This window comes from Aestuariivirga sp. (assembly GCF_047602625.1).
Lineage (GTDB): Bacteria > Pseudomonadota > Alphaproteobacteria > Rhizobiales > Aestuariivirgaceae > Aestuariivirga.
In genome coordinates this window covers 198,218-219,135 of the sequence record NZ_JASGGV010000002.1, presented here as the reverse complement: position 1 = coordinate 219,135, position 20,918 = coordinate 198,218, and the positions used below count along the sequence as shown (strand labels likewise).

The window sequence follows — 20,918 nt, the reverse complement described above, 5'->3', positions numbered from 1 at the left end:
TGGTCAGGAACAGGCTGCATTGGTTATAATGTGCCATGCTCACAGCCCTTTCGATCCGTGACATCGTCCTCATCGAGAAGCTCGATATTGCACTCGAAACGGGCCTCACCGTGCTCACGGGCGAGACCGGGGCGGGCAAATCCATTTTGCTTGATTCGCTGGGGCTGGCGCTGGGGGCACGGGGCGACTCCGGCCTGGTGCGGGCGGGGGCCCAACGGGGCGTCGTCACCGCCAGCTTTGCCTTGCCGCCCAGCCATGAAGCCTTCGCCATCCTGAAGGAGCAGGGCATCGATTGCGATGGCGACCTCGTCATCCGCCGCATTCAGAACGCCGATGGCCCCAGCCGCGCCAGCATCAATGACCAGCCCGTCAGCCTCAATCTCCTGCGCCAGATCGCCGTGGCGCTGGCCGAAATCCATGGCCAGCATGCGGACCGGGCTTTGGTTGATGTCGCGGCCCACCGCAGCCTGCTTGATGCCTTTGCGGGGCTCGAGGGGCAGGCGGATGACGTCGCGCGGCTCTGGGACGCGGCAAGCACCGCCGCCGAAGAATTGTCATCCCACCGCGAACTCATGGCGCGCGCCGAAGCGGAACGCGATTATCTCGAACATGCGGCGGAGGAATTGCGCGCCCTTGATCCCGAACCCGGCGAGGAGGCGAAGCTCGCCGAGGCGCGGCAGTTGATGATGTCGTCGGAACAATATGCCGATGCTTTGTCGGAAGCCGAGGACGCGCTGGGCGGCGACGGCACGGCGATTGCCCGCCTCAATGCGGCGCTGCGCAAGCTGGAGCGCCGCAAGGAAGGGGCGGGCGGGCGTCTCGATCAGGTCTGCGCGGCGCTTGACCGTGTGCTGGCCGAAGTAGGCGAGGCCGATCACGCCATTGCCGAAGCGCGGCGCAGCTTCGTGTTTGATCCTCAGGAACTTGAAAAATCCGAGGAGCGCCTCTTTGCGCTCCGCGCCGCGGCGCGGAAGTTCAAATGCACCGTCGATACGCTCGCCGATGTGCGCCAGCGCTTCGAGCAGGAGTTGACGGCGCTCACCGATGGCGGCGCGAAACTCAGGCAGCTTGAGGCAAAAGCAAAGGACACGCGGGCGCAATTCGATTCCGCCGCCGAAAAGCTCAGCGACAAACGGCGCAAGGCGGCGAAGGCGCTCGACAAGGCCGTGATGGCCGAGCTTCCGCCGCTCAAGCTTGAGCGGGCGCGCTTTGAAACCCGGATCGACACCGACGCCGGAAAACCCGGCCCCACCGGCATTGACCGCATTGAATTCATGGTGGCCGCCAATCCCGGCACGCCGCTGGCGCCTTTGATGAAGGTCGCTTCGGGCGGTGAGCTGGCGCGCTTCATGCTGGCGCTCAAGGTCATCCTCGCCGCCAAAGGCTCAGCCCCCACGCTGATCTTCGATGAAATCGACACGGGCGTGGGCGGTGCGGTGGCCGATGCGATCGGCGGAAGATTGTCGCGCCTCGCCTCCGGGCTTCAGGTGCTGGCCGTCACCCACAGCCCGCAGGTGGCGGCGCGGGCCAGCCAGCACATGCTGATCTCCAAGATGGAGGAGGTGGGCTCGAAACGCATGGTCACACGCGTGCAGCCGCTCTCGGCGCAAAGCCGCCGCGAGGAGGTGGCGCGCATGCTCTCGGGCGCTCAAGTCACCGATGCGGCGCGCGCCCAGGCAGATGAATTGCTGCGGAGCCGGGGCTAGGCATGGCCAAGCTCACGCGCGCCGAAGCGGCCCGCGAGCTGGAGCGGCTTGCGGCTGAGATCGCAGGCCATGACCGGCGCTATCACCAGGAAGACGCGCCCAGCATTTCCGATGCCGATTATGACGCGCTGGTGCGCCGCAATCTCGAGATCGAGGCGGAGTTTCCCGATCTTGTCCGTGAGGATTTGCCGTCACGCCGTGTTGGCTCGAAACCCGCCGAGAAGTTCGGCAAAATCCGCCATGCGGTGCCCATGCTGTCGCTCTCCAACGCGTTCAGCGATGAAGAGGTGGCGGAGTTTCTGGGCCGCATCCGCCGCTTTCTCAACCTCAAGCCCGAGGAAGAACTGGCCGTCACGGCGGAACCCAAGATCGACGGGCTCTCTATTTCGATCCGCTATGAAAACCACAGGCTGGCGGAGGCCGCCACGCGCGGCGATGGTTTCGAGGGCGAGAATGTCACCGCCAATGTGCTGACCATTGCTTCAATCCCCCGCAGGCTTCCTGCGGACGCGCCTGAACTGATTGAAGTCCGGGGCGAAATCTATATGTCGCACAAGGACTTCGCGGCATTGAATGAGAAACAGAATCAAGCCGGCGACAAGGTCTTTGCCAACCCGCGCAATGCCGCCGCAGGCTCGCTCCGCCAGCTTGATTCCGCCATCACGGCTGCGCGGCCCCTGCAGTTTTTCGCCTATGCCTGGGGCGAGGCGCCGCAGCTTCCGGGCAAGACGCAATGGGACGTAGTCAAGGCCTTCAAATCCTGGGGCCTGCCCACCAATCCGCTGATGAAGCTATGCCACAGCGCCGAAGAGTTGCTGGCGCACTACCATGCCATCGAGGCGCAGCGCGCCAGCTTGGGCTATGACATTGATGGCGTCGTCTACAAGGTGAACCGGCTGGACTGGCAGGAGCGGCTGGGCTTCGTGTCGCGCAGCCCGCGCTGGGGTCTTGCCCATAAATTCTCCGCCGAAAAGGCCATGACGGTTCTGGAAGGGATCGACATTCAGGTGGGCCGCACGGGCGCGCTCACGCCGGTGGCGCGGCTCAAGCCCGTCACGGTCGGCGGCGTCGTGGTGTCGAATGCCACCCTCCACAATGAGGATGAGATTGCGCGGAAAGACATCCGCATCGGCGACACGGTGATCGTGCAGCGGGCGGGTGACGTGATCCCGCAAATTCTTAGCTTCGTGGCGGAGCAGCGGCCTTCGTCCGCGAAGCCCTATCATTTTCCGCATGTGTGCCCCGCCTGCGGCAGCCATGCCGAGCGCGAGGCGCGCGAGACGGGCAAGACCGACGCGGTGCGCCGCTGCACCGGCGGCCTCATCTGCCCGGCGCAGCGCGTCGAGCGGCTCAAGCATTTCTGCTCGCGCAATGCCTTCGACATCGAGGGCCTTGGCGACAAGATCATCGCCGAATTCTATGCCGACGGGCTGATCGCCTCGCCCGACGACATCTTCACGCTGGAAACCCGCGATGGCCGGGCGCTGAAAAAGCTGAAAGACCGCGACGGCTGGGGCCAGGCCTCCGTCAGGAAACTGTTCGACGCCATCGACGCGCGCCGCACCATCGCACTCGACCGTTTCATCTATGCGCTGGGCATCCGTCATACCGGCGAAACCACGGCGCGCGTTTTGGCGCGGGCCTATGGCACAATCGAAAACGTCCGTGAACAGATGATCGCCGCGGGCGTTGAAGGCAGCGATGCGTGGAATGAGTTGACCGCCCATGACGGCATCGGCGGCGTGGTGGCGGAAGCCATCGTGCAATTCTTCGGCGAAGAGCATAACCTGAAGGTGGTCGATGATCTCCTCAAGCACGTCACCGTCACGGAGCTTGAGGCGCGCAGCACCACGTCACCCGTGGCGGGCAAGACGGTCGTCTTCACCGGCGCGCTGGAGCGCATGACGCGCGAGGAAGCGAAAGCCATGGCCGAGCGCCTCGGCGCCAAGGTGGCGGGCTCGGTGTCGAAGAAGACCGATCTTCTCGTGGCCGGCCCCGGTGCGGGCTCAAAGCTCAAGGACGCGGAAAAATACGGCGTCGAAGTGATCGACGAAAACGCCTGGTTCACCCGCGTGGGCGAGGGGTGACAAAATCCCGCGAATTCCTCTCCGGCGTAGGTGTCATCGCGCCGGTGCTGGTGGCGGCCATTCCCATCGGCCTTTTGTGGGGCACGCTGGCGGCGGGGAAGGGGCTGTCGCCCGCTGAGGCGCTGCTCACCAGTGCGCTGGTCTTCGCGGGGGCGGCGCAATTCGTGGCGCTGGAACTGTGGAAAGACCCCGCGCCCATCCTGCTTCTCACCTTCACGGCGCTGATCGTCAATGTGCGCCATGTGCTGATGAGCGCCTCGCTGGCGCGGCATCTAAAAACCATCCCGCAGCGGTTCTATCCGCTGATGGCCTTCCTGCTCGTCGATGAAAGCTGGGCGCTCAGCGAGAGGCGCGTCCTCAAGCAGCCGATCACCCTTGCTTACTATCTCGGTCTCTCCTTGCCGATGTTCGCGGCCTGGTGCCTGTCAACGCTTGTGGGCTCGGTGGTGGGCCGCTCCATCGGTGATCCCGCCATCTATGGAATTGATTTCGCCTTCTCGGCCTTGTTCATCGCCATCCTGATGGGCTTCTGGAAAGGCCCGCGCACGGCGGCGGTGCTGGCGGTCAGCGGCGTGGTGGCAGCACTCACCAAGCTGTGGCTGGGCGGTGCGGCTTTCATCGTGGCGGGTGGCATTGCAGGCGCACTTTGCGCGGCGCTGCTGGCGGAGGAGGAGCGATGATCCACACCGCCACGCTGCTCGCCATCATCGGCATGGCGCTCGCCACTTACGCCACGCGGCTGTCCGGCTTCTATCTGCTCTCCGGCATCACCATCAGGGGCAGGCTCAAGGTGGCGCTTGATGCGCTGCCGCCCGCCATCCTGATGGCGGTCATCGCGCCCACCGTTCTCACCACCGGCAAGGCGGAAACGCTGGCGGCGGCGATCACGGCTGTGGCCGCCTTCTTCCGCCTGCCGCTGGCGCTCACCATCGTCATCGGCGTGGCGAGCGTGGTGGCGCTGCGGCATCTCGTGCCCTAGACTATGACGAACTGGTCGCCAATTCTTCAGTATCCCTTTCCAGGAGCTGGAGATTAAAAATGGTCCGCAAATTTTTGTCCGTCCTGGCGCTGACTTCTCTTCTCGCCGCGCCCGTGGCGGAAGCGTGCTCGCGCGTCGTCTATCTCGGTCCAGAGGGCCGCATTCTCACCGGCCGGTCCATGGACTGGAGCCTGCCGATGATCAGCAATCTCTGGGTTTTCCCGCGCGGCATGGCGCGTGATGGCGCTGCGGGGCCGCAATCTCTCAAGTGGACATCGAAATACGGCAGTGTCGCCGTCTCGGGCTATGACATCGCCACCACCGACGGCATGAACGAGAAAGGCCTCGTTGCAAACCTCCTTTGGCTCGCGGATTTCGCAATATCCCAAGGACGACGGCAAGACGCCGCGCATGTCGCTCGCCATCTGGGCGCAGTTCTTCCTCGACAATTTCGCCACCGTCGACGAAGCCGTGGCCTATATGCACGAGCACCCCTTCGACACCGCCACCAAGGACGTGCCTATACAGCCGGGCCGCCTCACCACCGTGCATCTTTCGCTGTCCGATCCCACCGGCGACAGCGCCATTCTCGAATGGATCAACGGCAAGCTGGAAATTCATCACGGCCGCGAATACCGCGTGATGACCAATGATCCGGTCTATGGCCAGCAGCTCGCCATCGCCGCCTACTGGAAAGGCGTCAATGCGCGGGAGGCTTTGCCCGGCACCACCCGCCCCTCCGACCGCTTCGTGAGGGCGGGCACATTCATCGACATGGTCACCCAGACCGCCGATGCGCGCACGGCTGTGGCGGCGGTGTTCAGCGTCATCAGGAATGTCTCGGTGCCACTGGGAGTCAGCGTGCCGGACGCGCCCAATCTTTCCACCACGCGCTGGCGCGTCGTCGCCGACCAGAAGGCGCGCGTCTATTACGTGGAATCCGCCGTCTCGCCCAACACCTTCTGGGTCGATCTGGCGAAGCTCGACTTCTCGCCCGCCTCGCATGTGCGCAAGCTCGATCTCGGCATGGATATGTCGGTGATCCAGTCCGGTGAAGTCTCGGCGCAGTTCAAGCCGGCGCAGCCCTTTGCGTTCGAGCCGGTGGATTGAGTTAGAGCGGCGCGCACATCTTCTCGAGCCAGAGGAGATCATCGCTGTCGAGCAACGCGCCAACCTCCTTCAGCACGCGGGCGTGATAGGCGTTGAGCCACACCAGTTCTTCCGGCGCGAGCAGGGACACCTCGATCAATCGCCGCTCGATGGGGCACAGCGTCAACGTCTCGAAGCCCATCATCCTGCGTTCGCCGCCTTCGATCTCTTCCGGCTCCGTCACCAGCAGCAGGTTCTCGATGCGGATGCCATATTCGCCCTGCCGGTAGAAGCCCGGCTCGTTGGAGAGGATCATGCCGGGCTCGAGCGGTGTCCGGTCTGACTTGTTGATGCGCGCCGGACCTTCATGCACGGAGAGATAGGAGCCGACGCCATGGCCCGTGCCATGGTCGAAATCGAGCCCCGCCGTCCACAAGGCCCCGCGCGCCAGCACGTCAAGCTGCGAGCCGCAGGTGCCCTTGGGAAAGCGGATGCGCGACAGATCGATCATGCCCTTCAGCACGCGGGTGAAGCGGTCCTTCATGTCATCCGTGGGCTGACCAATGATCGTCGTGCGGGTGATGTCGGTGGTGCCGTCCTGATACTGTCCGCCGGAATCGATCAGGAAGATCTGATTTCTTTCCAGCGGGCGGCTCGACTCCTCCGTCACATGGTAATGGGGGATCGCCGCATTGGGGCCCGCACCCGCGATGGAGCTGAAGGAGAGATCCATCAGCACGCCGGTCTCTTTGCGGAATTCGGCGAGCCTCTCCGCCGCCGACATTTCGGTCACGCCGCCTTGGGGCGCCGTCTCCTCGATCCAGCGCAGGAAGCGCGCCATGGCCGCGCCATCGCGAAGCTGTGCGGCGCGCGCGCCCTGCTGCTCGGTGCGGTTCTTGCGCGCCTTGGGCATGATGCAGGGATCGGTTGCATTGACGATCTTCGCGCCCGCCTTCTTCAGAACGTCGCGCACGCGGGAGGGGGCGGTGTTCACGTCAATCGCCACCGTCTTTTTCGCAGTGCCAAGCTTCTTCAGCGAAGCTTCGATGTCGGACGGCTTGCGGATGGTGACCAGCGCCTTCAGCTGCGCCGTCACGTCTTCAGGCAGCTTTGCGGAATTGATGAAGAGTTCCGCCTTTCTTTTCCGGTGCAGGATGGCATAGGCCAGCACGACCGGCGTATAGGGCACGTCGAAGCCCCTGAGGTTGAACACCCAGGCCACCGAATCCGGCAGCGCCAGCACCACCGCGTCGGCTTTCAATTTGGTGAGGTCGGCGGAGACGTCTTCCAGCTTCTCCTTGGCCGAGCGGCCTGCGAATTGCGTGGGCTGGGCGGCGATCTCCGCCATCGGCCGCGCCGGCTGGTCTTTCCAGATCGCATCGATGGGGTTGTGCGTCACGCTCACGAGCTTTGCGCCAACGCCGGCGCAGGCTGCGGCGTAACGGTCGGCATCGGCGGCGGTGAGCAGCCACGGGTCGACGCCCAGCACATCGCCCTTCTTGAGAGTTTTGGCGATCCATTGCGCGGGCGGTTCCTCGGCGAGGTGATTTGGCACGAAAGTCTTGTCGTCCACCTGCTGGCGCACTTGGATGGTGTAGCGGCCATCGACGAAAATCGCGCCTTTGGTGAGCGTCAGGATCGCCGTGCCCCATGATCCGGCAAAGCCCGTCAGCCAGCGCAGCCGCTCGGCGTAAGCGGCGACATATTCGCCCTGAAACTCATCCTGCCGGGGAATGATGAGGCCGGTGAGCTTGCGCTTTTTCAGTTCAGCGCGAAGCGCCGCAACGCGGGCGGAGGAGGGGGAAGACGGCATGACAAAAAACTCCGGAAAAACCCGCGCGGCGCAGCACCGGGGGAGGCGAGGCGCGCGGGGATGAATATGAGTTCTTCATTGCCGGTTTGCCGGCAAAAAGGCAACCTGCCGGAAGATGCTTGGCAATTGCAAAAGGTGGAACGATGCGAAAAGCTTTAGGCGCGGTTGTGCTGGTCCTCTGCGCTTCCTGCTCGCCGCTTTATACAATGGAGTCGCAGAGGAAATTCTTCGATGATCACAAGGCGGAATTCCTTGAGATGTCCCGTATTCTGGGGACGTATCCACCCGACTCGAACATCTCCATATATATCGACCGGAAATCAAACGGCATTTCTCAAGAAGAGAAAAATTATGACCGCCTTGTGAAGATCATGGGCGATCTCTCGCTTGAGAGAGTGCGCACATTCAAAGACTTTGCGAAACCCAAGGGGCCGGACTTTCCATATGTCGAGGACTATATATTTAGCGGGCGATTTGGTGAGTTTTCCGAACGGTCTCCCATCATCATTATCAGGGAGGTGAAGACCGACGATTTCACAGTATATTACAACGAAAAAAAGTGCGAGGAACTGAGTGAACCGGGCTGGCACGTTTGTGAACTCAATGAATAGCATTGAAATTTTGAAGACCGGTTTTCGCGGGTCAAGCGCCGCCCGCAGGCAAATCTGACATTTCAACTGGCGAATGGAAGCCATTGAAGACGGCGCTACGCAGCGCCGTGGCAAAGAGTTGCAAGGGGAATGATCACAAAGTCTTCATCGCCGGTTTGCCCTCAAAACGCAACCGGCCCGGACGCGCCGCCGTACTCCTCATATCCCGATCAGGGGACTTCAAAACAGCAGGAGACGCAGATGACACTTCGCCGGACATTCCTCACCGCTTCCGCCGCTTTGGCACTTTCGCTCACCACCTTCACGCTTCCCTCCTTCGCCGAAGACACGGTGATGGTGGGCGGCGCTGCCATGTATCCGTCAAAGAACATCATCGAGAACGCGGTGAATTCCAAGGATCACACCACGCTGGTCGCCGCCGTGAAGGCGGCGGGCCTTGTCGATACGCTGTCGGGGCCGGGGCCGTTCACCGTCTTCGCGCCCGTCAATGATGCCTTCGCCAAGCTGCCCGCCGGCACGGTCGAGATGCTGCTCAAGCCCGAGAACAAGGACAAGCTCGTCAAGGTGCTCACCTATCACGTCATCGCCGGAAACATCATGGCGGCGGATGCCATGAAGATGGTGATGGATGATGGCGGCAAGCACACCGTCAAGACCGTCGAGGGCGGAACGCTCACCCTCACCTCCAAGGACGGCAAGCTGATGATCACCGACGAGAACGGCCAGATGGCCACCGTCACCATCGCCGATGTGAAGCAGTCCAATGGCGTCATCCATGTGATCGACACCGTTCTGCTGCCCAAGTAAGGGCCGGCGGAACACCCGGCGCGCCCCCAGCTCCCTCTCTCACGGCGCGCCGGGCTTTCAGTTTTTGAAGCGGAGCCTAACGCTCGTAATAGGCCTTATAGTCATCATGGCTGGAGAAAAGCGCGTCAAAGTCGTCACTATTCTCGAACATGAGACTGAGCTGCTTGCCTATGCGCGGATCGCTGTCATCCTCGATCAGGTTTGAAGCCGTCTTGAGAGGCGTATTCTCATCGGCATAAACCAGTAATTGCCGCCCATTGTCGCCTGCATATTGGCCATCGATGACATTGGCATCGCGCCCGCGCTCATAGTGATCTGATGCGTCAAAGGGGCCGAAGGCCACGCCCATGGGTGGATCGAGGTGTTCAAGATTGGCCGTGCCGATCAGCGTGCCTTCCCGATAAACCCTCACCTGCATGAGGCCTCTCATTCTTTCCATTCCGGATGATGGCTTTATACAACTTTTATCTGCGCATAACCGCGCGTCTGCGACATTGCCGCGCTTTGAGATTTCTTTAAGCCGTGCCAGCATACTGTGATTGCTCGTCACGATTTCCAGCGAAAACCGCGCGCACGCCTCTTGTGTGACGCGGCGATGACGTTTGGGAAATGAATTGGCTTGCATCCGAAGCGAAGCTGATCCATATAGTTTGCCATCGACACTTGGGCCGGACGATTGGCCGCTTCGCTCTCCTTCAAGGGTGCGCACGCAAGACTCCTCCAATTATCGAGACCGGGTCCTGCTGTTGCCGAAACACCATCAGGGCTTATTGCAAACCTAATTGAAGGGCATCCCATGAATACGGGTACAGTGAAGTGGTTTAACGAGCAGAAGGGCTATGGCTTCATTCAGCCGGATAACGGAAACAAGGACGTGTTCGTCCACATTTCCGCTGTCGAGCGCGCCGGAATGCGCACGCTGAAGGAAGGCCAGAAGATCTCCTTCGAGATCGTCACCGACAAGCGCACCGGCAAGAGCTCGGCGGGCAACCTCCAGGCCGCCTAAGCGTCCAACCATTTCTCACGGAAATGCCCGGTCTTTGACCGGGCATTTTCTTTTTGCGCTGCAAAATCAGGCATGCTCTGCTTCATGCAAGAAATGCATTCATATTTCCCCTTTCCGCGTAAATCCGTGGCTTTGCGCCAATAGGGCGTATTCCTTCGGGCTTCAAAATAATCACTTTCGCGCAAGAAATTGTCATATTTCAATTCTATACGCCTCCCGCAACAGCGAACGAGGTGATTAACAAGAGATGAACGAGATATGCATACATCGCATATCGTCGTGCCTCTCGCAGGGGTGGTTTCCGGAAATAGGTTCAATTATATCCACCCTGCAAATTGTGCGATGCACAAAGAAACATCACCTCGGGCCAGGGGGCAGCATTGCCTGAGTTCGAGACGAAACATGAATTGGAGTATGAAAATGACCACGATCACCTATGGCCGCGAAGCCGTCCACAACAGCGGCGTCCGCACCGGCTCGGGCCTCGTTGACCGCCTGCGCAACTACATCGCCCGCAGCCGCGCCGAGCACCAGCTCGCCCAGCTCGACGACCGCATGCTGGCCGACATCGGCCTGAAGCGTTCCGAGATCAGCCGCATGGTCTGGGGCGAATAAGCCCAACTGAAAAACGGGGCCTGACGTTTCAGGCCCTTTCCGGCGTGGGCCAGTCGCCCCCGCCGCCAAGCGCCCGGGAGAGTTTCCTCCCTCCCGGGCGCTTTTTGTTTGCGGGTCTTTGTTGCCTGTCATTCCGGCGCACGCCGGAACCCAGACTTTCAACCCGCACGTCGTTTGCCAAAACTGGGCACCGGCTTTCGCCGGTGTGACAGGTGATGACAATCAGGGTCCCGCTTGCTGGCGGTTGAAGCGGGATTTTGGCGTGCGCCAGAGTGACGGGAGGAGGGAGAGCCGCTTCGCCGTCTTCCCCTGCGAAGCGGGGGAAGAAGGGACCCGCTGCGGAGCAGCGGGGAGATGAGGGCCCTTCGTTGCCGTGTGAAAGACCCTCACCTCCCCATCGCTCCGCGACGGGTCCCTTCCTCTCCCGCTTCGCAGGAGAGGACGAGTTAAGAAATTGACAGAGTCAATTTGGGTGGCGTCAATTTGGCAACTTAAACGCACCTTACACCTACGTAAAAACCACCCCGCGCCACGCGTTTTCACGCCAAAATGCATCAAAAACCTTGTGTTTTCAGACCTAGGAAATGTTTCACATGAAACATCATCGGCGAAAAATTCCGGGTGGTTTTCAGCGCGATTTTTGACCTGGGCGCGGCTTGGTCAGCACCAATGCGGCCCAGTTGCCGCGGGTGATGCGGGCGGCCGGAACCAGTCCCCGGTTGCGGTAGGTGGCGAGGATCCAGCGCGTCTGGTCCAGCGTCAGGCCGGAGAGGATCAGCGCGCCGCCGGGCATCAGGATGCGGCTCAGGCCGCTGGCCAGGCTCACCAGCGGGCGGGCCAGGATGTTGGCGAAGATCAGGTCGAACGGCGCGGCGGCACTGATGCGCGGATCCTCGAGGCCCGCCGCCGTCACGCCCCGGATCATCGGCTTCACGCCATTCAGGCGGGCATTGAGCAGGCTCACCCGCACCGCTTCGGGGTCGATGTCGGTGGCGAGGGCCGCGGTGCCACACGCCTTCGCCGCCGCGATGGCGAGGACGCCGGTGCCGCAGCCGAGATCGAGAATGCGCCGGGGTTTTGCGCGTTTGGCAATTGAATCAAGGGCCAGCAGGCAGCCCTCGGTGGTGCCGTGGTGGCCGGTGCCGAAGGCCGTTCCGGCGTCGATCTCCAGCGAAATGCCGCCCGCCCGGCGGCGGTGGCGGTCATGCGCGCCGTGCAGGTAGAAGCGCCCCGCCGCCACGGGGGCAAGGCCTTCGAGAGACTGCTTCACCCAGTCGGTATCGGGCAGGGGTGAGATCAGGGCCTCTGGCCGCTCCAGAAGAGCGCGCGCCGATTCAGCCTCGGATTCCTGAGCGAAATAGGCCACGGTTTCCCAGAGCGAGGCCGCCTCATCCGTTTCATTGATGGTGACCGCCATGGCGTCGAGGCGCGGGTCGGCGTCGATCCGGTCGGCCAACTCCTGCGCCGCATCAAGCGTAAGCCCCGGAACGGCAAGCGTGAAACGCGCAGCACTCACTCCGCCGCGTCCATGGTTTCCGCCGCCAGGAAGCCGCCGGATTGCCGCTGCCAGAGGCTCGCATAAAGCCCGCCTTTCCGCAGCAGATCGCGGTGCGAGCCTTCCTCCACGATGCGGCCCTGGTCCATGATGACGAGGCGGTCCATGGCCGCGATGGTGGAGAGACGGTGCGCCACGGCGATCACCGTCTTGCCCTCCATCAGCGCGTAGAGGTTCTCCTGAATCGCCGCTTCCACCTCGGAATCAAGGGCGCTGGTCGCCTCGTCGAGCACGAGGACCGGTGCGTTCTTTAGCAACACGCGGGCGATGGCGATGCGTTGCCGCTGGCCGCCCGACAGCTTCACGCCGCGCTCGCCCACATGCGCCTCATAGCCCTTCCGCCCCTGCGGATCGCTCAAGGTGGCGATGAACTCATCGGCATGGGCCTTGCGCGCCGCCGCCTCCACCTCGGCCATTCCGGCTTCCGGGCGGCCATAGCGGATGTTGTCGATCACCGAGCGGTGCAGCAGCGAGGTATCCTGCGTGACGACGCCAATGGCGGCGCGGAGCGAATCCTGCGTGACCTTCGAGATATCCTGCCCGTCGATCAGGATCCTGCCCTGTTCGAGATCGTAGAAGCGCAACAACAGGTTGGCCAGCGTGCTCTTGCCGGCGCCGGAGCGCCCGACGAGACCCACCTTTTCGCCGGATGCGATGGACAGCGTCAGGCCATCCACGACATTACGGCCCGCCGAGAGCGGCTTGCCATAGTTGAAGCGCACATTGTCGAAATCGATCCGGCCATTTGAAACCACCAGCGGCTTGGCCTCCGGCGCATCCTGAATGGTGCGGTCGCGCGCAATCGTCGCAAGGCCATCCTTGATGGTGCCGATATCCTCGAACATGCCCGCCACTTCCCAGATGATCCATTGCGACATGGCCTTGAGGCGCAGCGTGAGGCCGATCGAGAAGGCGATGGCGCCGGTCGTCACCGCCCCCACATACCAGAGCCAGATCGACAGCCCCGCCATCATGAAGATCAGCGCGCCGCTGAGGAATTGCAGCGTCGAGGTCATCAGCGTCGACATGCGCATCGAGGCATTCACGCTGTCGAGCATCCAGCCCATACCTTCGCGCGCGTATCGGTCCTCGCGGTCTGCGTGGGCGAAAAGCTTGACGGTCGGGATGTTGGTGTAGCTGTCGACGATGCGGCCGGTTACCAGCGAGCGCATGTCGGCCTGCGCCTCCGAGAGCTTGCCCATGCGCGGCACGAAATACCAGCAGGCAAAGGCATAGCCCACCAGCCAGATCAGCAGCGGCGCGGCCAGCCACAGGTCGCTCGACGCCACCAGCACCAGCGCGCCCACGAAATAGACGCAGACATAGACGACCACTTCGGTGAACTTCATCATGGCGTCGCGCACGCCAAGGGCCGTCTGCATCACCTTGGTGGCGACGCGGCCGGCAAAGTCATTCTGGAAGAAATCCATGCTCTGGCGCAGCACATAGCGGTGCGCCACCCAGCGGATGCGCATGGCGTAGCTGCCGCGCATGCCCTGATGCGAAATGGTTTCCGACAGGAAGGCAAGGCCCGGCAGGATCACCAGCACAACGGCGCCCATGAAGGCCAGCCATGCGCCATTCTGCTGCCAGAAGGTGGCGCGGTCGGCCTTCGAGAGCAGGTCAACGAGATGGCCCAGAAAGGCGAAGAGATAGACCTCGATGAAGGCAATCGCCGTCGAAAAGGCGATGGAGAGCGCCAGCAGCCAGCCGAAAGGCTTCGTGTAGTGCCACACGAAAGGAATGAAACGGGCAGGGGGCTGTTCGGGCGCTTCCGGCGGAAAACTCTCCACCCGCGTCTCGAACCAGCGGAACAGGCTGTCAAACACCAAACGGTCTCCTCGACGCGCCATATAGGCGTGTTTGCGGGCGTTTCCTAGACGGCGGGAGATAACGTCTTGGCGAGCAATGCCCAGTTGCCGCCATAGTCCAGCAGCGGATGAGGCGCGATGGCGGCGGTGCCGATGATCTCAAACCCGTTGCGCCGGTAGAACCGGATGAGGCTTTGATCGGCCTCGAAGGTGCTGAGCGTCAGGACGTCAAACCCCGCTGCCCGCGCCAGACGCTCGGCTTCGGCAATCAGCAGTGCCCCCGCGCCCTTGCCGCGCATTTCGGGAACGACGGCGATCATGTTCAGATAAAAGGTGCCCTTGGCGCTGGCTTCAAGCGCCGACAAGGACGCGACGGAGTTGAGCCGATCAGCCGTCAGGAGTTCGTCAGGGGGTGACGCATCAAAGACGTCATGCGGAAGGACATTCAGCCCGCCGAGTGCCCGCCCATCGCCATCTTCCAGCACGCGCCAGCGCCTGTATTCGGCGAAAGCGCCACGCCGCAAAACGCGCCGTTCCGCCACGATTTCCTGCGTTGTCTTGCCGGGGATGAGGCCGCCGTAGAATATCTCCATCAGCCCATGCCCCGCCGCGATGGCGAAGCCCGCCAGCATCATGGCGTCTTCCGGGCGGCCATCGCGGATTGCGGCATTGTGTAGACTGGTCATCAGTTCTTCCCCGCTTGGCCTTCGGACGTGGGCTGACGGATTAGCATGATCGGTCCAGAATGGCTGTGCTATCTGACCCGCCATGCCGCGTCCCGCCCGCCTGATCCCGCTCATCATCGCATCCGCGCTGTTCATGGAGAACATGGATTCGACGGTGATCGCAACCTCTCTTCCGGCCATGGCGGCGGATCTTGGCACCGATCCGATCATCCTCAAGCTGGCCTTCACCACCTATCTGCTGAGCCTCACGATCTTCATTCCGGTGAGCGGGTGGTGCGCCGACCGCTTCGGCGCGCGCAACGTGTTCCGGGCTGCGATTCTGGTGTTCACCGTCGGCTCGGTGGCCTGCGGTTTCACGGATTCTCTTATGGGCCTCGTTGCCGCGCGCTTCGTGCAAGGCGTGGGCGGCGCCATGATGGTGCCGGTGGGGCGCATCATCCTCCTGCGCACCGTGCCCAAGGCCGAACTTGTTGATGCGCTGGCATGGCTGACAATCCCCGCGCTTGTGGGCCCCTTGGTGGGGCCACCAATTGGCGGCTTCATCACCACCTATTTCCACTGGCGGTGGATATTTTGGATGAACGTGCCGTTCTGCATCATCGCGCTCACGCTTGCCACGCGCTTCATGCCGGAACAGGAGGTGGAAACCGTGCCGCCGCTCGACTGGCTAGGATTTCTGCTCTCCGGCACTGGGCTCTCTCTGTTCGTGTTTGGCGTCACGCTGGTGGGGCGCAATTTTGGGCCTGCCTACCTGCCGGGGCTTCTGCTGCTGATCGGCATGGCCTTGCTGGCGGCCTATTATCTTTACGCCCGCACCGCGAAGGCCCCGATCCTCGATCTCAAACTCTTGCGCTATGAGACCTTCCGCGCCGGGGTTCTGGGCGGTTCGCTGTTCCGCATCGGCGTCGGGGCCACGCCGTTCCTGCTGCCGCTGATGCTGCAGCTAGGCTTCGGCCTGACACCTTTCGAATCCGGCCTTCTCACCTGCGTCACGGCTTTGGGCGCCATAACCATGAAACTCGGCGCGGCAAAGCTCATCCGGCGCTTCGGGTTCCGTAACCTGCTGATCATCAACGGGGCACTGAGCAGCGTGGTTTTGGGCATGAACGGGCTTGTCACGGCGCAAACGCCCTATGCGCTGTTTCTGGCGCTGCTGCTGTTCGGCGGTTTCCTGCGGTCGCTGCAGTTCACGGCGTTGAACGCAATGTCCTATTCCGAGGTCGATCCCGCGGATATGAGCAAAGCCACGAGTTTTTACACCGTCGCTCAGCAGCTCTCGCTGTCCATCGGCGTTGCAGTGGCGGCATTCGTGCTTGAAACCACCCAGCGGGTGCGCGGCGATACATCCATCACCGCCAATGATTTCGCCATCGCCTTTTTCGCCGTCGGGGCGGTGGGTCTGCTGTCGATCCTGCAATACTGGCGGCTTACACCCGCCGCCGGTTCGGCGGTCTCGGGGCGAACGGCTTGAGCTCAACTCCGTTCCACGAAGCTGTCCAGTACGCGTTTTTCACCGGCCTTTTCGAAATCGATGGTCAGCTTGTTGCCTTCCACAGCGGTGATTTTGCCGTAGCCGAATTTCTGGTGGAAGACGCGCTCGCCAGTTGAGAAATCGCCGCCTTCGGTTTCGCGCGCCGTCAGCTCGCCTTCGATCAGCCGGGGCGTTGAACGTGTAGCGCCGCCACTGGCCCAGCGCTCCTGCGCGCGCTGCCAGCCGGGCGTCGCGTAGGTATTGGTGAAGGGCTTTACATTCTCAAAGCGGCTGCCGCTGCCAAAACCGCCCAGCCCGTGGCCGCCATAGCTGTTGGCCAAGGGCGCTACCTCGACGTGGGCTTCCGGCAATTCATCGATGAAGCGCGAGGGCAGGGCGGATTGCCAGAGATTATGGACGCGGCGGTTCTGGGCGAATGAAATAGTGGCGCGGCGCTTGGCTCTTGTGATGCCGACATAGGCGAGACGGCGTTCTTCTTCCAACCCGGCGCGGCCCTTCTCGTCGAGCGATCGCTGATGGGGAAACAGGCCTTCCTCCCAGCCGGGCAGGAACACCGTGCCGAACTCCAGCCCCTTGGCGGAGTGCAGCGTCATGATGTTCACCTTGTCATCGTCGGGCTGCTGCTCCACGTCCATGACAAGCGCAATGTGCTCAAGGAAGCCCGTCATGTTCTCGAATTCACCCATGGAGCGCACGAGTTCCTTGAGGTTGTCGAGGCGCCCCTGCGCCTCGGGGCTCTTGTCGTTCTGCCACATCGATGTGTAACCCGACTCATCCAGAATGATTTCGGCAAGTTCGGTGTGCGGAAGGCCATCGATCTGTTTGCGCCAGCGGGCAAAACTGTCCATCAGGTTGCGGAGCGCGGTGCGTGTCTTGGCTGGCAGTTCGTCGGTTAGGCTCAGCGTTTCGGCGGCGCGATAGAGGGACACGCCTTCCTTGCGCGCCACGGCGTGCATGCGCTTCACCGACGTATCGCCGATGCCGCGCTTGGGCGTGTTGATGATGCGCTCGAAGGCCAGATCATTGTCGGGCTGCGCCGTCACTTTCAGATAGGCAAGCGCGTCACGGATTTCGGCGCGCTCATAGAAGCGCGGGCCGCCCACCACGCGATAGGGCACGCCCAGCGTGATGAAACGGTCTTCAAAGGCGCGCATCTGGAAAGACGCGCGGACGAGGATGGCAATATCGTTCAGCCGTTCCTTCTTGCGGTGCAGGTTTTCAATGTCATCGCCAATGGCGCGGGCTTCCTCATCGCCATCCCAGTGCGAGCGCACGGTAACAGGCTCGGTTTCCTCGCGCGTGGTGCGCAGCGTCTTGCCAAGGCGGCTTTCGTTTTTTGCGATCAGGCCCGATGCGGCGCCGAGAATATCCGGCGTCGAGCGGTAGTTGCTTTCCAGCCGGATCACTTTCGCGCCGGGGAAATCCTTCTCGAAGCGGAGAATATTGTCCACCTCGGCGCCGCGCCAGCCGTAGATCGACTGGTCATCATCGCCCACGCAGCAGATGTTCCTGTGGCCCTGGGCGAGCAGCCTGAGCCAGAGATATTGCGCCACGTTGGTGTCCTGATACTCGTCCACCAGCATGTATTTGAAGCGGCGCTGATACTCCTTCAGGACGTCCGGATGCTCCTGGAAGATGCGCAGCACCTCCAGCAGCAGGTCACCGAAATCGGCGGCATTCACCACCTTGAGGCGTTGCTGATATTCGGCATAGAGCTTGCCGCCCAGCCCATTGGCGAAACTGCCCGCCTCTCCCGCAGGGACTTTTTCCGGCGTAAGGCCGCGGTTCTTCCAGCCGTCGATCAGTCCGGCCAGTTGCCGGGCGGGCCAGCGTTTCTCATCAATGTCGTGAGATTCCAGAAGCTGCTTGAGCAGGCGGATCTGGTCGTCCGTGTCGAGGATGGAAAAGCCGGATTTCAATCCGGCCAGTTCGGCGTGGGCGCGGAGGATCTTGACGCCGATGGCGTGGAAGGTGCCGAGCCATGTCATGCCTTCGACAACGCCGCCGACCAGCGCGCCGATCCTGTCCTTCATCTCGCGCGCGGCCTTGTTGGTGAAGGTGACGGCCAGCATCTGCCCCGGCCAAGCGCGGCCGGTGGCGAGGATGTGGGCGAGCCGCGTGGTGAGTACGCGCGTCTTGCCAGTGCCCGCACCTGCCAGCACGAGCAGGGGGCCATCCGTCGTTTCAACGGCAGCGCGCTGTTCGGGGTTCAGGCCTTTGAGATAGGGCGGTTCGCCCCCCGCCATGGCGCGCGCGGACAAGCTGCCCGGCCTTGCCGCCGGCACATCATCGTCATCGCCGAAATCACCAATATCGATAGGCTTGATGGCCATGGGGCTCCGAATCCTCGAAGCCTCTATATAGGCGCTGCGGAACGAATGCGAAACTCAGGCGGCTTTTTTCAACCGCCGGGCTTTTAGGCTTTCCTGCACCTTGCGCCAGGTTTTGGCGAATTCCGCTTCGCCAGCCGACTCACAGACGAGCGCCTGCCGCGCGGCCTCGTCTTCGGCCCTGCAGCCGTGAACGAAAACAAGAGCTTCTACAACCTTGGTGTGAGCGTGATTCATCATCTCTGCCTCCCCGGTTAAGCGCGTCTTGAGTGGACCATGGCGGAGAATTGAGTCGGCAATGTTGCAGCCGGATGAAGAAATCCCCTAAATTTTTTCGTTGCGGTGCGGCAGGATTGAAAACGTCTTAGTTCGCGGATGGCCGATAAGGCCCAACATAGATCGTCGCGCGCTGGAATGGCGTATTTCCGAAATGCTTCATGCCGCCAGAAAACGTGAAATGGACATCGCGCCTGGGAAGGGCGAGACCGATGGCTTCTTTCAATTGATGCTCGGTATATGCCCAGTTCATCGACGATGTGCGCACCGTTTTCGATGCAACATCGCAGGTGATGAAAGCGAAAGAAGAAACGGACATCAAATCGGCGATGTTTCGCCAATATTGTTCCATCTCCGCAAAGGGAACATGCTTCAGGACGGCGATAGAGAAAACCGCAGCTGGATGCGCTGAGCGGGCTTCAGCGATGCCGTGCAAATTGATCAGACGAAGATTTGGGCGTTTGTCCGCGACCAAATCTCCCGGCAGAAGAGATAGCCCATCGCGATAAAACCGCTCGGTGACATCGAGGCCCCAATAGGCACCGGGGCGAAGGTAGCGAATAAAATGTTGTCCCACACGCAAACTGCCGCAGCCGTAGTCAACGACTGTGGCACTCTCGGTCAATCCGAATGACAGGATCTGCTCAAAATAATTCCGCCCCTCCTTGTCAAAACTGATTTCACGGTTTTGATCCTGAGGCGCAAATGCATCGTGGGTGAACAGAAACCGTCCAAGCGTCCGGTGCGCCTGTCCCTTGTCCAGCTTTCTGCTTATGCGCGCTGCATAAAAATCGGCATAACTCGCTGTGGGATGTGCGATCCGCCACATTGGCCAAGCCAGTGCAGACCATCCAATTCCAATGGCGCGCGCCGGCGAGAGTTCGGAAATCCTGCTGAGCAGGGGCATTGCCGCGCCGGGCCGACCGAAAGGCAAAGACATGGCGATCAGAAGCAGCCCTGCCAGATAGGCAGCGAGATAAAAATTCGAAAATTGGTCTTCGACGGCGGCGAAATGGAAAAGACCGCCGCGCCCAAAATCGAGAAAAAACGCCAGGCTTTGGAGAATCAGCCCCACGCCCAGAAATATCCGGGAAGACGCCAGCAAACGGCTGTTTCTCAATGCAGGAATGATGGCCGCGGCGGTGATGCACCATGCGAGCGCAGTGCCGACGCGGTCTCCCGTAAACCGATCGGCCAATACGTCATCGAAGCCATTTGCTGCTGCGGCAAACCACGCCCACAAAACGACGCTGAGGCCTGTCCAGAGAGCAACTTGTTTTGCGGTTGTATGAAGCATTATTGCCGCAATGCCACTGGCGACGAGCGCGACGGTAAAGGTGAATGCGGTTTCTCCCAGTTCGACCGGACTTCCCGGAACGGCGGTCAATCCGCTGCGGAACTGAAAGATGGCAATAACCAGGGCGACCGTGAAGGTTGCCGCCGCAGTGATGAGTGCAGGCAATCTCTCCGATTTTGACAACCCAAAGCCCCCTTTTGCTTTCGGCAAAGAAGCGGTCCATGACAGGGGGGTCAAATGAATTTCAGGCAAGCTTAGGTTTTGCGCGGAATGCCGATGCGGTGGCCCACCTGCGGCGGGACGGGGAGTTTCCGGTGTTCCGCCGTCATCGCCTGCACGTTTGCGAGAACATCTGGCGGGAAGGGCGATGACTTCCGGAGATTCATATCAATATGCATGACGATGTTCTCGCTCACACAGGCTAGCCAGCCTTCGGCGGCGTGAAACATCTGCTGCACATAATGCACGCGCTTGGCGTCGCAATCGAGGAATTGCGTTTCGATCCGCACCTCGTCTCCGGCGTGCAATTCACGGATATAGGTGATGTGGACTTCCAGGGTGAAAAACGAGGCGTTGGCGGATTTCACATAATCCGGCCCCAGCCCCACCGCATCGAAGGCCTCATCCCCGGCGCGGTCAAACAGCACATTGTAATAAGCCATGTTGAAATGGCCGTTGTAATCGATCCATTGGTCCTCGACCTTCTGGATGGTGCTGACATAGGGGGAAGGGAAGGCCATACCGGAATCCTCAAATCC

19 protein-coding genes and 1 pseudogene are annotated in these 20,918 nt (G+C 61.6%); 10 read left to right on the top strand and 10 right to left on the bottom strand.

Features of this window, described 5'->3' with window-relative positions; genetic code table 11:
* The first annotated feature begins 35 nt into the window (after window positions 1-35).
* From recN to QM694_RS05685, 5 genes and pseudogenes are all read left to right on the top strand, one after another.
* Entirely contained in the window at window positions 36-1,706 is a 1,671-nt protein-coding gene (gene recN / locus QM694_RS05705) for a DNA repair protein RecN (protein ID WP_415005985.1), read from the top strand.
* Window positions 1,707-1,708: 2 nt separating this feature from the next.
* Entirely contained in the window at window positions 1,709-3,793 is a 2,085-nt protein-coding gene (ligA, locus tag QM694_RS05700; RefSeq protein ID WP_415005984.1) for an NAD-dependent DNA ligase LigA, read from the top strand.
* Entirely contained in the window at window positions 3,790-4,473 is a 684-nt protein-coding gene (locus tag QM694_RS05695) for an AzlC family ABC transporter permease (RefSeq protein WP_415005983.1), read from the top strand. Before ligA ends, QM694_RS05695 begins: the two co-directional genes overlap by 4 nt.
* Window positions 4,470-4,772 (top strand): AzlD family protein, encoded by a 303-nt coding sequence (locus tag QM694_RS05690; RefSeq protein WP_415005982.1) that lies wholly within the window; start codon window positions 4,470-4,472, stop codon window positions 4,770-4,772. Before QM694_RS05695 ends, QM694_RS05690 begins: the two co-directional genes overlap by 4 nt.
* A 59-nt stretch (window positions 4,773-4,831) precedes the next feature.
* A pseudogene (locus QM694_RS05685) lies at window positions 4,832-5,882 on the top strand (linear amide C-N hydrolase).
* A gap of 1 nt (window position 5,883) precedes the next feature.
* Here QM694_RS05685 and QM694_RS05680 read toward each other — a convergent pair.
* Complete coding sequence (locus tag QM694_RS05680; protein WP_415005981.1) at window positions 5,884-7,674, bottom strand: aminopeptidase P family protein; 1,791 nt, start codon at window positions 7,672-7,674, stop codon at window positions 5,884-5,886.
* 119 nt (window positions 7,675-7,793) lie between these two features.
* Here QM694_RS05680 and QM694_RS05675 point away from each other — a divergent pair, with 119 nt between their 5' ends.
* Complete coding sequence (locus QM694_RS05675; RefSeq protein ID WP_415005980.1) at window positions 7,794-8,285, top strand: hypothetical protein; 492 nt, start codon at window positions 7,794-7,796, stop codon at window positions 8,283-8,285.
* Window positions 8,286-8,525: 240 nt separating this feature from the next.
* The gene (locus tag QM694_RS05670; RefSeq protein WP_415005979.1) at window positions 8,526-9,092 is read left to right on the top strand and encodes a fasciclin domain-containing protein; all 567 of its coding nucleotides are present in this window, start codon (window positions 8,526-8,528) and stop codon (window positions 9,090-9,092) included.
* Between the two features lie 76 nt (window positions 9,093-9,168).
* Here QM694_RS05670 and QM694_RS05665 read toward each other — a convergent pair whose 3' ends face one another.
* The gene (locus QM694_RS05665) at window positions 9,169-9,510 is read right to left on the bottom strand and encodes a hypothetical protein (protein WP_415005978.1); all 342 of its coding nucleotides are present in this window, start codon (window positions 9,508-9,510) and stop codon (window positions 9,169-9,171) included.
* 378 nt (window positions 9,511-9,888) lie between these two features.
* Here QM694_RS05665 and QM694_RS05660 point away from each other — a divergent pair, with 378 nt between their 5' ends.
* Window positions 9,889-10,098, top strand: a complete 210-nt coding sequence (locus QM694_RS05660; protein ID WP_415005977.1) for a cold-shock protein — start codon at window positions 9,889-9,891, stop codon at window positions 10,096-10,098.
* On the opposite strand, the gene QM694_RS05655 is transcribed toward QM694_RS05660, so the two are convergent.
* Window positions 10,095-10,301 (bottom strand): hypothetical protein, encoded by a 207-nt coding sequence (locus QM694_RS05655; RefSeq protein WP_415005976.1) that lies wholly within the window; start codon window positions 10,299-10,301, stop codon window positions 10,095-10,097. The genes QM694_RS05660 and QM694_RS05655 overlap by 4 nt on opposite strands.
* 217 nt (window positions 10,302-10,518) lie before the next feature.
* Between QM694_RS05655 and QM694_RS05650 the strand changes: the two genes are divergently transcribed.
* Window positions 10,519-10,713 carry a DUF1127 domain-containing protein gene (locus QM694_RS05650; protein ID WP_415005975.1) on the top strand — a complete coding sequence of 65 codons (195 nt, stop codon included), beginning with the start codon at window positions 10,519-10,521 and terminating at the stop codon, window positions 10,711-10,713.
* Window positions 10,714-11,341: 628 nt separating this feature from the next.
* Here QM694_RS05650 and QM694_RS05645 read toward each other — a convergent pair.
* Genes QM694_RS05645 through QM694_RS05635 form a run of 3 tightly spaced genes read right to left on the bottom strand, consistent with a single transcriptional unit; the run spans window position 11,342 to window position 14,765 of the window.
* Entirely contained in the window at window positions 11,342-12,229 is an 888-nt protein-coding gene (locus tag QM694_RS05645; RefSeq protein WP_415005974.1) for a 50S ribosomal protein L11 methyltransferase, read from the bottom strand.
* Window positions 12,226-14,097, bottom strand: a complete 1,872-nt coding sequence (locus tag QM694_RS05640) for an ABC transporter ATP-binding protein (protein WP_415005973.1) — start codon at window positions 14,095-14,097, stop codon at window positions 12,226-12,228. Before QM694_RS05640 ends, QM694_RS05645 begins: the two co-directional genes overlap by 4 nt.
* Before the next feature lie 47 nt (window positions 14,098-14,144).
* Window positions 14,145-14,765, bottom strand: coding sequence for a GNAT family N-acetyltransferase (locus tag QM694_RS05635; protein WP_415005972.1), 621 nt, complete (start codon window positions 14,763-14,765; stop codon window positions 14,145-14,147).
* Window positions 14,766-14,847: 82 nt separating this feature from the next.
* On the opposite strand from QM694_RS05635, the gene QM694_RS05630 reads away from it, so the two are divergent.
* Window positions 14,848-16,236, top strand: coding sequence for an MDR family MFS transporter (locus tag QM694_RS05630; protein WP_415005971.1), 1,389 nt, complete (start codon window positions 14,848-14,850; stop codon window positions 16,234-16,236).
* 2 nt (window positions 16,237-16,238) lie between these two features.
* On the opposite strand, the gene QM694_RS05625 is transcribed toward QM694_RS05630, so the two are convergent.
* From QM694_RS05625 to QM694_RS05610, 4 genes are all read right to left on the bottom strand, one after another.
* A complete protein-coding gene (locus tag QM694_RS05625; RefSeq protein WP_415005970.1) occupies window positions 16,239-18,590 on the bottom strand; it encodes a UvrD-helicase domain-containing protein in 2,352 nt (783 codons plus the stop codon).
* Between the two features lie 54 nt (window positions 18,591-18,644).
* Complete coding sequence (locus tag QM694_RS05620; protein ID WP_415005969.1) at window positions 18,645-18,827, bottom strand: hypothetical protein; 183 nt, start codon at window positions 18,825-18,827, stop codon at window positions 18,645-18,647.
* A 124-nt stretch (window positions 18,828-18,951) separates the two neighbouring features.
* On the bottom strand, window positions 18,952-20,325 hold the full coding sequence (locus QM694_RS05615) for a hypothetical protein (RefSeq protein WP_415005968.1): 1,374 nt from the start codon (window positions 20,323-20,325) through the stop codon (window positions 18,952-18,954).
* Window positions 20,326-20,414: 89 nt separating this feature from the next.
* Window positions 20,415-20,900, bottom strand: coding sequence for a thioesterase family protein (locus QM694_RS05610; protein WP_415005967.1), 486 nt, complete (start codon window positions 20,898-20,900; stop codon window positions 20,415-20,417).
* Window positions 20,901-20,918 lie beyond the last annotated feature (18 nt).